Source organism: Clostridium sp. LIBA-8553, from assembly GCF_057782465.1.
The window spans coordinates 1,573,797-1,586,031 of record NZ_CM173489.1 but is presented as its reverse complement, the minus strand read 5'-3'; the positions used below and the strand labels follow the sequence as shown (position 1 = coordinate 1,586,031).

The window sequence follows — 12,235 nt, the reverse complement described above, 5'->3', positions numbered from 1 at the left end:
CCACCTACTTCCATTTTTCTAATGCTTCTAGCATAAATTTTCTAATATCTATTTTATAAACATCTTTAATTTTATAACTATTTAATATTTCCCTTGCTTTTCCATGGCTATAAATTTGGCCCTCTTTAATAAGAATTACGTCCTCACTAAACATTTGAACTAAATTTAAATCATGTAAAACCCCTATAACTGTTTTATTATTTTCTTTTGTCCATTTATTTATGTAATCTAAAATTTCAATTTGACATTTTAAGTCTAAATGATTAGTTGGCTCATCTAAAAGTAGTATATCAGGCTCCTGAGCAAAGGCTCTTGCTAAATAAACTCTCTGAAGTTGTCCACCTGATAATTCATTTATAAGTTTATCTTTTTCTTCTAACAAACCAACACTTTCAATACACTTTAATACTATATCCTTATCTTCATTACTGAGACTTGAAAAAATACCATTTATGTGAGCATATCTTCCTAAAGCAACTGTTTCAAATACAGTATAAGAAAAGTATATTTCAGAATTTTGACTCATTAAAGCAACTTTTTTAGCTAAATCTTTTCTTTTAATCTTTTTAATTTCTACTCCATCTAGCTTTATTTCTCCCTTATATTCTATAAGGTTAGCTAAAGCTTTTAATATTGTGGATTTCCCACATCCATTTGGTCCTATTATAGAAATATTTTCTCCCCTATTGACCTTAAAAGATATGTTATGTACAACATCATTTTCATCGTACCCACAGCATAAGTTTTTAACTTCTAGCAAAATATCACCTACTTCTTTTTCCAAAATAAATGTAAGCAAAAAATGGTGCTCCAATTAAAGCTGTAATTGCCCCTACTGGCAATTCTGATGGTGAAATTAATGTTCTTGAAACTAAATCTGTTAGTACCATAAGTGTTCCTCCAAGTATAATGCTCATTGGAATTACTACTTTATGATTAGAACCAAATATTTTTCTAACTATATGAGGAGTTATAAGGTCAATAAAGCCTATAACACCACTTAAAGCAACTGCGCTTCCAGTTAAAATAGCAATTGAAATAAGTAGTCTTTTTTTTACCTTTTCAGTTTCAACACCTACGGTCTTTGCACTCTCTTCTCCAAAACTTAAAATATCCATTTCTTTTGTATATCTTAATACCATAAAGACTCCAATCAAAAAAAATGGGAGACCAGCCAAAACATAGGACCAACTTTTCATAGCAAATGATCCCATTTGCCACATAGTAATAGCCTTTATATCCTCACTACATAATGCTGTTATGGTTGTTAACATGGCACTAGTAAAAAGCGATAGAACCATTCCAGCTAATATTACTGTATTATTTGAAAGTCCTCTGTCTACTTTATTTGAAAAAATTATCACTGCGAAAATAGTAAAAACTCCACATAAAAATCCTATAATAGGCATAGCTAAATTGCCTATAAAAGGTATTGTTATACCAAGAACTATGTATATTCCAACTCCTAAAGAAGCTCCTGATGAAACTCCTAAAGTATATGGTGATGCTAAAGGATTTTTTAAAATTGATTGAATTACAGCTCCACTAACTGCAAGGGAAGCTCCAACTCCAAATGCTAATAAAACTCTAGGTAATCTAATTACCCAAATAATTGCTACGTCCTCTGGTTTGATACCAGCTCTAAGTGGAATATCAAAAATCTTATTTCCAACTATAGAAATAGTATCCCATATATTAATATTGGAACTTCCAATAGAAGTTCCAATACAAAGTACTAATAATACTAATGGAATAGATAGTGTTATTAGTAATTTTCTCTTTTTAGATTCCTGCATATTGTTCTGGATAAATATCCTTTGCTATTTGTTTTAAAGCACTTATCACATATTGACTTCCACGTGATGTTGCATTTTTATCTACTAAGAATATTTGATTATCCTTAACAGCAGTTATTGTATTCCAACCTGGACGTTTAGCAATTAAATCTGTTGCATTTTCAATATAATCTTCATTTGTTAAAATCACATCTGGATTTGCTTTTATAACAGCTTCTTCACTTGGTGAAATCCATCCTCTTTCATTTGCAAATACATTTTCTGCTCCAACTATAGTTAATAGATTGTTTAAGAAAGTATCACTTCCAAAGCTGTATAAATTTGGACTTGACCCAATTTCAAAGTAAACAGTCTTTTTATCTTTTATAGTTTCACCTATAGTTTTAATTTTGTTTACTTCACTTTTCATTTCATCAACCATTTTGTTTCCTTCAGACTCTGTTCTAGTTAACTTAGCTAAGAAATTTATATCTTCGTATATTCCATCAATGCTTTCACTAGTTGGAATATAAACTACTGGTATTCCAGCATCCTTTAAAACCTTAAATGGGTCTTCTTTACCTTCCCTATTATGACCTGAAGCTATTATTACATCAGGCTTAAGGGCCAAAATAGCCTCAGCATCTGGATTTCTAAAATCTATTTTAGGTATATCTGGGTTTAATCCTTTTACATCTGCTGAGTATTTATCAATACCTACGATTTTATCACCTAAGCCTAAACCTACTAATATTTCTGTATTAGACGGTGCTGTTGATACTATTCTTTGGATTTTTTTTGGTACTGTAAATTCAGTTCCTTCCATATCTTTCATTGTTACCGTTTTGCTTCCACAGCCAACAAATAACAGTAATGACATTACTATTAAAGTTACTAGGGAAATTAATTTTTTAAAGTTTTTCATATTTTTCCTCCATTTTTGCCTTTGTAATTTCTTAAGTCATATGAAGGATTTTTTATTTGATTTTAAGTAATGATTTTAATATGTATTTAATATTGCTAAGTACCCCTACAACCTATAAAAGCAAATTTGAAATTTCTTAAATTAAGGTTAAAGCATCACTAATAATCAAATTTCTCTTTCATAAAACTTAACAATTAAATATTTGAGGTTTAAGATTAATACGTAGAAAATAAAAAAACATACCCATTCGAAGGTATGTTAAGTATATTCTGAAAGCGTACGCATCCTATTACCTTACCCTCAGAAGATAATAGTATTCGCATAAAAGGCAGGTATCCCGACTTTGCTTCATCCTCTATCTCGTCTTCCCACATAAAAATGCAGTGACATATTGAGATTTCGTCAGCTTCACGGTTACTGAGGTAGTTGAAGATTTTAACTTCATTCCCTATTAAGTGAAATCACACCAATTATGAATCAATCAACTTGATTATATTATTATATTTTATTATTGTCAAACACCTTATCTACTTTAAATTTATCTTTTTAATAAAAATGTAAATAAACTATTTTAAAATCTTTGAAAGCACTTCTAAAAGTCTTTCATTTTCTTCTCTTCTTCTAACTGCAACTCTATAATAACTATTGTCTAAACCTACATAATTATTACAACTTCTTATTATTAATCCTTGTTTAATTAGTTCTTCCCTTAAATTTAATTCTCTGTTTAATTTAAAGAATAAAAAATTAACAGCTCCCTTAAAAACATTAATATCTTTAAAATCTTTTAAACCATTATATAAAAATTTATTTTCTTTTTTTACGTAAGCTACGCTATTTTTTATATACTTAACTTCTTTTAATGCCTCTCTTCCAGCATAGTCCGCCACTGTATTTACACTCCAAGGAGTCGCAACAGAATTTATTTTTTTTATCATTTCAAAATCTGAGCTTAATCCATAACCTAATCTTATACCTGGGAAAGCAAAAAGCTTAGTTAATGATTTAACCACAATTAAATTATCAAAATCATCTAGATATTCAATAACAGAGTATTTTTCATTATTTTCAACAAAATCTAGAAATGATTCATCAAAAACAACTTTTATATTCATCTCTTTTGCCTTTTTCAAAACTCTTAATGAAAATTCTTTCTCTATTAAAGCTCCTGTTGGATTGTTTGGATTACATAAAAATATTATGTCTAAATCATCTTTTATTTCATCTATAAATCCATTATCTAATGAATATCTATCTTTTAATATATAATGATTCACTTTGCATTCTAGAGATTTTAAAGCATCCTCGTATTCTGAAAAAGTAGGTGCTATTATAAGAGCATTTTTAGGTTTAATTCCTCTTACTATGTTAAAAATCACTTCTGCAGCTCCGTTACCTAAAACTATTTTATCTAAATCTACTTTCTCGAAACTTGAAATTTCTTTTTTAAGTTCATAATAAGTTATATCTGGATACCTTTCTATTGAGTTTATTCCTCTAATCATTGCCTCTTTTACTTTTTCTGAAATCCCCATAGGGTTTATATTAGCAGAAAAATCAATTATATCCTCTTCTTTTAACCCATAAACTCTTTTTATTTCTTCTACATTACCACCATGTCCTAAATTCATATGATCACCTCTAAAGCAAATCTAATAATAAGAGCTATTACCATTCCTAAAAATGAAACTAACCCCAAAATTTTATTAGTCTTGTAAACATCTGAAATTTCTATTTTCTTTTTAGCTTCTCCTATTGTTGGCTTTTCTATAAGTTTTCCAAAATAATAATTTGCTCCTCCAAGTTTTATTCCTAAAGCCCCTGCAACTGCTGCCTCTGGATGAGCACTATTAGGACTTGAATGATTATATCTGTCTCTCTTATATATTTTTAAACTTCCTTTATAATTAAGTCTTAAAACAAATGAAGCAATTACTATTAGATAAGCTGTTAATCTAGCAGGAATATAATTAAATATATCATCAAGCTTTGCTGAAACAAATCCAAAATCCTTATATTTATCATTTTTATATCCAAACATAGAATCACATGTATTTACTGCCTTATATAGAAAAGCTAATGGTGCTCCTCCAATACCAGCAAAAAACAATGGTGCTATAATACCATCTGACATATTTTCAGCAACTGTTTCTACTACAGCTCTTACTATAGCTTCTTCATCTAAGTTTTCTGTATCCCTTCCTACTATATAAGATAATTGCTTTCTAGCCTTAACAATATCTCCTTCATTTAAAATTTTAATTACTTTAAGGCCCTCAACTTTAAGCCCCTTGGCTGAAATACAAAAATAAATAAGTACTCCAGATATTAAAGTTTCTAAAATAGGATTAATCCTATTTGCAGTATGTACAATTCCTAAAGTTACTCCAAAGGTTATAGCTACTATGAAAAACCATGCAAAAAAACCTGCTAACTTAAGATTTTTCTTAAATACTCCTCTCCAAAGTTTCTCCATACTAGAAGCTAATTTTCCTATATATCTAATAGGATGATATGGATTATTAGGATCTCCTATTATTAGGTCTAAAACGTAGCCTATTATAATTTTTATCATTTCTAAAACCTTTCTATTATTTCTAGCCTTATGTGATTTTTTATATTTTCTTCAAAATCTAGACTTGAAAATTCTTTTTTTAAATTTTTCGTAACCTGTTCAACTTTTAATTTATATCCTCCTCCACACTTAGGTTGATAAGTATAAAAGTCTAGTCCACTTTTTTCAAAAAGTTCTAAAATACAAGCTATACTTCCGCCATGACATACTATTAAAGCTTCTTCTTCCCCTTCTTCCTCTAGCCTTAAAAGTAATTTTAAAAATGCTTTTTTCATTCTTTTTTCAAAATCTTTTCTAGATTCACCCTTAGGACAAGAAACTCCTTTACTTTCATCTAGAATCCACTCTAAATATTTCTTATCTTCTTTTAGCATATCATAGGATTTCAACTCAAATTCTCCAAAGTTATATTCTCCAAATTCTTTTATAATTTCATACCTTTCATTTGGATATAAAATATTAAATGTTTCATTAGCTCTCTTTGCTCCACTTGTAAAATTCTTTTTACATCTTGGAAAATTCACACTCTTTCTTTTTTCCTCTAATTCACTTATTCCTATTTCACTTAGAGACACATCACTTATTCCACAATAAAGTTTCTTTTCATTGCAAAAAGTTTTTCCATGTCTAATTAAATAAATTATCATCTTATTATTCACCCTTTAATCTCGTTGGTATTCCAAAAAATATCCTATAAACTTCTTCACTTTCCTTTGATAAAAATTGAAGAACTTTTCCTGTTTCTTCTCTCCATAATCTTTCTTCTTTTTTTAAAGGAACTATTCCAGAGGATATCTCATCACAAATTAAAATTTTACCTTTAAAACGTTCCTTGTTTTCCTTAAAAAAACTTAAAGACTCTTTTCCCTCTAAAGCATTAAAATAAATAAGCTTATCTATTCCACTAATTACTTTTTTAGAAAAATCTATATTATTTTTACTGCAGTAAAATATCTCTTCTTCTTTTATTCCTAAGTTTTTTCTCAAATAATTTAGTTTACCATTATAGGCACCACCAAATAAAAGTTTCAAAAGTTTTCCCTCCTTAAATAATTCCTAAAATAAGAATTCCTGTAAATTCCATAATAACAAGAATATATCCTGCAACATCTCCATTTATTCCTCCTAATTCTTTTTTCACTTTTGAAAGTAAAATTAGAGAAACAACTCCCATTCCTGCCATAGCAATTAAATAATTTATTCCTAAGATAAAAAACGTTAATATTGAAGCTATTATATATATTCCTATTAAAATTATTTCATCTATTTTTCCAGTTCCATTTTTAAAGAATTTTCCTAAAGAGCTTTCTCCAATCATTTCTTTACTAACAATAAAATATCCATTTATGGCTCTTGATGCTATAGGTATGAATATTAATATTCTCATATCTATATTTTTATCTAGTACAGTAAAAATTCCTGCAAACTCTACTATTATCAATAAAAGAACAGAAATAACTGAAAAAGCTCCAACTCTTGAATCTTTTAAAATTCTAAGTTTTTCTTCTTTATCTCTTCTTGAAAGAAGAGCATCTGAAACATCCATGAAACCATCTAAATGCAAAAATCCAGTTAAAAGATACGGAACTGATAAAATAATAGCTCCCATAAGCATAATTGACACATTAAGTTTATTTAATATAAAGAAACTTAAATACCAAAGGCATCCTATGATTAATCCTATTAAAGGATAAAGTTTCATTATGTGCTTAGATACTTTATCATCCCATTCATATTTGGGTAATGGAATAACTGTAAACATACTCAAAGCCATATTTATGGCCTTATAAAAGCTTTTCATTTTTTAAAACCTCCTTTCCTTTATGAAATATTAAGTTTCCAAAGGAAGCTTCTATAACAACATCTGAAAAGGAAGCTAATTCACAATTTATTGCTCCTAACTCTCGTCTAAAAGCCTCTGTATAAGAATCATATTTAATTCCATCGCTAAAAACATAATCTGAAACTATTACTAAGTTAGAAACTTTCATTCCTAAATTTTTTATATGATTTAAAATCTTTTTATTTACACTTTCATTAAATTCTTTTCCTACAAACATTTCATTAGTAACTAAAGACGTTAAACTATCTAGTAAAACTGTATCTTCCTTAGAAAATTTATTAAGAATTCCATTTAAATCTCTGTGTCTTTCAATGGTTTTAAAATCATATTTCCTTCTGTTCTCCAAATGATTTTCTATTCTTTTTAAATCTTCTAAATCATAAGGATTCATAGTAGCTAAATAATAAAGCTCTCCTTTTTTTAGTTTTGAAAGCTCACTACTATAAAACTCAGCATAAGAGGACTTACTACTTTTAGCTCCTCCAATAATTAAAACTATCATAACTAATTAAATTAACTCCTCTAATATTTTTGAAATACCTCTTAAAGCTTTAAAATACAACATAGCATTCTTCTTCCTTTACTTCATCTAAATAACTATTATCAATATTTCCTTCTTCAAAAGTCGCCATATTATTCATCATAGCTATTGAAAAATCAATAACTGAAAAAGCAATTGGACAACCACTTCCTTCTCCAAGTCTCATATTAAGGTCTAACATAGGATTTAGTCCAAGCTCTTCTATAGCAAGATTATATCCTATTTCTTCTGATTTATGGGAAGTAAAACAAAACTCTTTAATTAAAGGATTTAACCTATTGGCTAAAAGAGCTGCTACAACAGATATAAATCCATCAATTACAACAGGTATTCTATAGAAAGCAGCTCCTAAAAATACTCCTGCCATGGCTCCAATATCATATCCTCCAACCTTTGAAATAATATCAATAGGATCCTCCCTATTAACATCATGCTTTTTTATAACTTCTTCCACAATAGTTTTTTTCTTTTCAAAAGATTCGTTGGTTATTCCGCCACCTTTTCCTACTACTTGAGAGGTTTCACATCCAATAAGAGCCTTTAATACTGCCGCTGAAGTAGTTGTATTTCCTATTCCCATTTCACCTACTCCAAGTATTTTATATCCTTTTTCCTTAGCCATTTTTACAGCTTCGATTCCTATTTCTAAGGACCTTTTAGCCTCCTCATAAGTCATAGCTGGTTCTTTATAAATGTTTTTAGTTCCCTTTGAAATTTTTCTATTTATAACTCCTTCTATAACTTCATCAGAATTAATCCCTACATCAAAAACCATTAAATCTGTTCCATTAGCCTTTGCTAAGGTAGCTACTCCAGTATTTCCTCTCATAAAGTTTTTTGTTTGAAGTAAAGTTACGCATTGAGGTGCTGAAGCTACTCCTTCTTCTACAACTCCATTATCTGAAGACATTATAATTACACATTTTTTATCAATTTCATTAAATAGATTTCCAGTTATTCCAGATAACCTTATAGCTATATCTTCTAACTTTCCTAAACTCCCTAAAGGTTTAGCTAAAGAATCTACTCGTTTTTTAGCTTTCAATGTTATATCCTCATCTATCCCCTTTATTCCTTTTAACACCTCATTTAACATTATCCTTTTCCATCCCTTCTTATTTTTTGATATAATATTTTCATTAGAAATATAAGGAGATTAAGATGACTAATAAAATGAAAAATCATAAGATAACCAGACTAGGCGGCCTTAATAACTCAAACTATTTATTAGAGTGTGAAAATAATAAATATGTTTTAAGAATACCTAGTAAAGATAATAAAAATAATTTTTCAGAGGAAAATTTTGTTTTAACTTTTGCTAATTTGAACAAGCTATCCCCCCCTATTATATATCATAATAAGGATAATGGAATACTAATAAGCAAATTTTTAGAAGGTTCAAAAGTAAACATGACTACATTTACCTCTTTAGAATTCATTGAAAATTTAGCCAATACTCTAAAAAGACTACATATTCTTAGATGCAATCATACTTTTAATCCTTTTGAACATATAAGAGAAAACTTTAAACTTTTAAAATCTAAAAATTTTATATTACATAAAGATATCCACTTAATTTTAAATAGGTTAAATATTCTTGAAGAGAAGCTAAGTAGAGATATTACTTTAGGACTTTGTCACAATGATTTAAATTCATCAAATGTACTTTACTATAATAATAAAGTTTTTTTTATTGATTTTGAATTTTCTGCTATGTGTGATATATTTTTTGATTTGGCAACTATATCATGGATGCTTAAAGAGAATGAAAGATATTTTTTAATAAAAAATTATTTTGGTTATTATTCTAATAAATTAATGGAAAAATTAGACGATTATCTTTTTGTAGTTAAGCTTTGGAATGCTTCTTGGAGTTTTATAAAGTCTCTAACATCAAAATCTACATATGATTATAAATTAGGTGGAAACATGATTATAGATGATTTGTTATCTAAACTTTAAAATAAAATAATTAACTTTAATATATGAAACTCCATCTTCGCTGTGTCGTTTCATTGCATATATCTTAAATTCTTGACTATATGTTTTCCTAACTTTATATTGTTTTTTCAAAAAAATCACCCCATTAAGTAGATAATGCACCAGCTATTTAAGCTATGTCTACTTAATGGGGTTCAGTTCATAAGATGAAGAGTAACTATTTAAATTTACTTACATAATCTTATAATTGTTCTTAAATATAAATTAATCGCTGGAAACATGTCTTCTTCATTAAAATCAAATTTAATAGAATGATGTTCATCTTTTAATTGACTTCCAAACATAATATATGATGCTTTTCCCCCTCTATCCTGTACTCTTTTCATCATATAGCATATATCTTCACTAGCCCCAAAATCTTCTTCATCTATTATTATTTCATAACTTTTTATATCCTTTGCCACATATTTAATAATATCAATTAATTCCTTATCACTTTTTCCACTTATAGATTGTCCTAAACATGCTATTTCAGCATGATTATCATGCATATCCGCAGAAGCTTTTAAAATTCTTATAGCATACTCTTTCATATATTCATTTAACTCTGTAGTTTCTCCTCTAGTCTCTACTTCCATAAATGCTTTTCCTGGAATTACATTTCTTCCACTACCAGCTATTAATCTACCTACATTTATTCTTGTTATTCCTTCACTATTTCTAGGGATAGCATCTAAATTTAAAACTGCTGTAGAAGCTGAAAGTAATGCATTATGTCCTTTTTCAGGTGCCACACCTGCATGTGATGATTTTCCCTTAAATTCAACATTAATCTTTGAAGTTGCCAAAAATCCTTTTGTTCCACAGATTATTTCTCCAGACTTTTTAGCCTTTATTCCAATATGTCCACTTAATAGATATTCCACATCATCTAATATTCCTGATTCAGCCATGGGATTTCCTCCACAAACACTTTCCTCTCCTGGTTGAAAAATAAGCTTTATAGTACCTTTAAACTTCTCCTTTAAAATAATTAATCCTTCAGCTACTCCAAGTCCAATAGCTATATGCCCATCATGTCCACAAGCATGCATGATTCCTTTATTTACTGAAGAAAATCCCATTTTAAATGGAATATGTTCTTTATCCTCACTTTCAAAAACCTTAACTCCATCTATATCAAACCTTAAAGCAATGGTTGGTCCTTCCCCATTCTTCAAAGTTCCAACTACTCCAGTATATCCTCCAATCATTAAATCACTTATTTCTTTAAATGCCCCTTGCTTTAAAGCTCTTTCATAACTTCTATTTAGTTCATTTTCACTAGGAACATCTAACCTATGTTCTTTACTTATAACTTCTTTTCCTACCTTAATTTCATATCCAATATCTCTTAGATACTTGCCTATTAAAGAGGCTGTTCTAAATTCTTTCCAAGCTCCTTCTGGATACTTGTGAAAATCTCTTCTATAATTAATTATTTTCTCTCTACTTTCATTAAGAAATTTCTCAATATCCTTATTCATTATTTATTCCTCCATGCTAATAAATCTTTAAAATACCATTATATTTAATAATACATTATCTTTAAGTAGAATAAACCATTTAAAATTTTCTTAATGTTTAAACTCTTTTTCCTAAAAATCTCCAATAAAAAAACAAGTCCTTACAAGAACTTGTTTTTTTAATATATATTATATGCTTAGTGATTACATCCATGATGATTACATGTATGTGTGCTTGAAAACTCTTTTAATTCTCCTTTTTTAAATGCCTCTAAATTAGCTTCTATATCTCCATCAATTGCTTTATAAACTTTAATTCCCATAGAGTTTAATTTATTTATAGCACCAGCACCTATTCCGCCAACTACTACAGCATCTACAACTTCGCCTGATAAAGCCTTTATTGGCTGACATTTGCCATGTTCATGACCTAAATCGCCATTACCTACAGTAGTTACCTCATTCTTTTCTAAATCGCATATTACAAAAGTCGGAGCTGTACCAAAGTGACCATATGGAATGCTCTTAACTCCTTCATTAGTTTTAACTGGGAAACAAATTCTCATTATATTTTCCTCCTTTAAATTTTTATTATTTATGCATTTAACATAATTACATACTTTAATACATTTTGTGTAAGTATTTTCTTTTGTTTTTATATTATTATCATCATTTACGATATAATCAATTAAGATATTAATACTTTCTAGCTCCTCTATATTTAAATCATAAACAATGTGATAACCTATCTTATATCCAATTACAAGGTTTGCTTCTTTTAATATTTTTATTTGTTGAGAAACAGCTGATTCTGAAATATTCAGTTCTCTAGCTATCCCTTTTGCGCACATAGATTTTTTTCTTATAAGGTGTAATATATTTATTCTTGTTTCATCACCTAAAGCTTTAAATATTTTTATTTTTTCTTCCATAAACCACCTCTTAATTTCAATTAAGTATTTGCTTAATTAAATTTTACTACTATTACTTTCCAAATTCAATAGTTATTTTTATTTTAATTAAGTATTTACTTAATTAATTTTAATTTATATATTGCTTATCTCTTAAAAATAATTAAAATAAAAAGAGTGGTATAAAACCACTCTTTTATAATTTATAATTTATTATTT

13 protein-coding genes and 1 riboswitch are annotated in these 12,235 nt (G+C 28.2%); of the genes, 1 reads left to right on the top strand and 12 read right to left on the bottom strand.

Going from position 1 to position 12,235, the window contains the following annotated elements:
- Nucleotides 1–4: 4 nt before the first annotated feature.
- The 10 genes from AC2JAQ_RS07025 to cobT all read right to left on the bottom strand — a co-directional run bounded on the left by AC2JAQ_RS07025 (nt 5) and on the right by cobT (nt 8,755).
- On the bottom strand, nt 5–760 hold the full coding sequence (locus AC2JAQ_RS07025) for an ABC transporter ATP-binding protein (protein WP_488458788.1): 756 nt from the start codon (nt 758–760) through the stop codon (nt 5–7).
- Nucleotides 761–764: 4 nt separating this feature from the next.
- On the bottom strand, nt 765–1,796 hold the full coding sequence (locus AC2JAQ_RS07020) for a FecCD family ABC transporter permease (RefSeq protein WP_488458571.1): 1,032 nt from the start codon (nt 1,794–1,796) through the stop codon (nt 765–767).
- Nucleotides 1,783–2,700: an ABC transporter substrate-binding protein gene (locus AC2JAQ_RS07015; protein WP_488458570.1), complete on the bottom strand. Its 918-nt coding sequence runs from the start codon at nt 2,698–2,700 to the stop codon at nt 1,783–1,785. Before AC2JAQ_RS07015 ends, AC2JAQ_RS07020 begins: the two co-directional genes overlap by 14 nt.
- A 310-nt stretch (nt 2,701–3,010) precedes the next feature.
- A riboswitch (cobalamin riboswitch) is annotated at nt 3,011–3,186 on the bottom strand.
- Nucleotides 3,187–3,266: 80 nt separating this feature from the next.
- Complete coding sequence (gene cobD / locus AC2JAQ_RS07010; protein ID WP_488458569.1) at nt 3,267–4,331, bottom strand: threonine-phosphate decarboxylase CobD; 1,065 nt, start codon at nt 4,329–4,331, stop codon at nt 3,267–3,269.
- Entirely contained in the window at nt 4,328–5,275 is a 948-nt protein-coding gene (gene cbiB, locus AC2JAQ_RS07005) for an adenosylcobinamide-phosphate synthase CbiB (RefSeq protein WP_488458568.1), read from the bottom strand. Before cbiB ends, cobD begins: the two co-directional genes overlap by 4 nt.
- A gap of 2 nt (nt 5,276–5,277) precedes the next feature.
- The gene (locus tag AC2JAQ_RS07000; RefSeq protein WP_488458567.1) at nt 5,278–5,922 is read right to left on the bottom strand and encodes a histidine phosphatase family protein; all 645 of its coding nucleotides are present in this window, start codon (nt 5,920–5,922) and stop codon (nt 5,278–5,280) included.
- A 4-nt stretch (nt 5,923–5,926) separates the two neighbouring features.
- Nucleotides 5,927–6,307, bottom strand: a complete 381-nt coding sequence (locus AC2JAQ_RS06995; protein ID WP_488458566.1) for a bifunctional adenosylcobinamide kinase/adenosylcobinamide-phosphate guanylyltransferase — start codon at nt 6,305–6,307, stop codon at nt 5,927–5,929.
- Between the two features lie 13 nt (nt 6,308–6,320).
- Nucleotides 6,321–7,076, bottom strand: coding sequence for an adenosylcobinamide-GDP ribazoletransferase (locus AC2JAQ_RS06990; RefSeq protein ID WP_488458565.1), 756 nt, complete (start codon nt 7,074–7,076; stop codon nt 6,321–6,323).
- Nucleotides 7,060–7,620, bottom strand: a complete 561-nt coding sequence (locus AC2JAQ_RS06985; RefSeq protein WP_488458564.1) for a bifunctional adenosylcobinamide kinase/adenosylcobinamide-phosphate guanylyltransferase — start codon at nt 7,618–7,620, stop codon at nt 7,060–7,062. The genes AC2JAQ_RS06990 and AC2JAQ_RS06985 overlap by 17 nt, the downstream gene beginning before the upstream one ends.
- A gap of 49 nt (nt 7,621–7,669) precedes the next feature.
- A complete protein-coding gene (gene cobT, locus AC2JAQ_RS06980) occupies nt 7,670–8,755 on the bottom strand; it encodes a nicotinate-nucleotide--dimethylbenzimidazole phosphoribosyltransferase (RefSeq protein ID WP_488458563.1) in 1,086 nt (361 codons plus the stop codon).
- Nucleotides 8,756–8,820: 65 nt separating this feature from the next.
- On the opposite strand from cobT, the gene AC2JAQ_RS06975 reads away from it, so the two are divergent.
- Nucleotides 8,821–9,621 (top strand): phosphotransferase, encoded by an 801-nt coding sequence (locus AC2JAQ_RS06975; RefSeq protein ID WP_488458562.1) that lies wholly within the window; start codon nt 8,821–8,823, stop codon nt 9,619–9,621.
- 206 nt (nt 9,622–9,827) lie between these two features.
- On the opposite strand, the gene AC2JAQ_RS06970 is transcribed toward AC2JAQ_RS06975, so the two are convergent.
- Both AC2JAQ_RS06970 and AC2JAQ_RS06965 read right to left on the bottom strand, forming a co-directional pair.
- The gene (locus AC2JAQ_RS06970; RefSeq protein ID WP_488458561.1) at nt 9,828–11,126 is read right to left on the bottom strand and encodes a M20 family metallo-hydrolase; all 1,299 of its coding nucleotides are present in this window, start codon (nt 11,124–11,126) and stop codon (nt 9,828–9,830) included.
- Between the two features lie 176 nt (nt 11,127–11,302).
- On the bottom strand, nt 11,303–12,037 hold the full coding sequence (locus AC2JAQ_RS06965) for a metalloregulator ArsR/SmtB family transcription factor (RefSeq protein ID WP_488458560.1): 735 nt from the start codon (nt 12,035–12,037) through the stop codon (nt 11,303–11,305).
- Nucleotides 12,038–12,235: the final 198 nt, after the last annotated feature.

Coding starts and splice junctions, on each gene's coding strand:
- AC2JAQ_RS07020 (WP_488458571.1), bottom strand. CDS start 1,796: ATGCAGGAATCTAAAAAGAGAAAATTACTAATAACACTATCTATTCCA.
- AC2JAQ_RS07015 (WP_488458570.1), bottom strand. CDS start 2,700: ATGAAAAACTTTAAAAAATTAATTTCCCTAGTAACTTTAATAGTAATG.
- cobD (WP_488458569.1), bottom strand. CDS start 4,331: ATGAATTTAGGACATGGTGGTAATGTAGAAGAAATAAAAAGAGTTTAT.
- cbiB (WP_488458568.1), bottom strand. CDS start 5,275: ATGATAAAAATTATAATAGGCTACGTTTTAGACCTAATAATAGGAGAT.
- AC2JAQ_RS07000 (WP_488458567.1), bottom strand. CDS start 5,922: ATGATAATTTATTTAATTAGACATGGAAAAACTTTTTGCAATGAAAAG.
- AC2JAQ_RS06990 (WP_488458565.1), bottom strand. CDS start 7,076: ATGAAAAGCTTTTATAAGGCCATAAATATGGCTTTGAGTATGTTTACA.
- AC2JAQ_RS06985 (WP_488458564.1), bottom strand. CDS start 7,620: ATGATAGTTTTAATTATTGGAGGAGCTAAAAGTAGTAAGTCCTCTTAT.
- cobT (WP_488458563.1), bottom strand. CDS start 8,755: ATGTTAAATGAGGTGTTAAAAGGAATAAAGGGGATAGATGAGGATATA.
- AC2JAQ_RS06975 (WP_488458562.1), top strand. CDS start 8,821: ATGACTAATAAAATGAAAAATCATAAGATAACCAGACTAGGCGGCCTT.
- AC2JAQ_RS06970 (WP_488458561.1), bottom strand. CDS start 11,126: ATGAATAAGGATATTGAGAAATTTCTTAATGAAAGTAGAGAGAAAATA.
- AC2JAQ_RS06965 (WP_488458560.1), bottom strand. CDS start 12,037: ATGGAAGAAAAAATAAAAATATTTAAAGCTTTAGGTGATGAAACAAGA.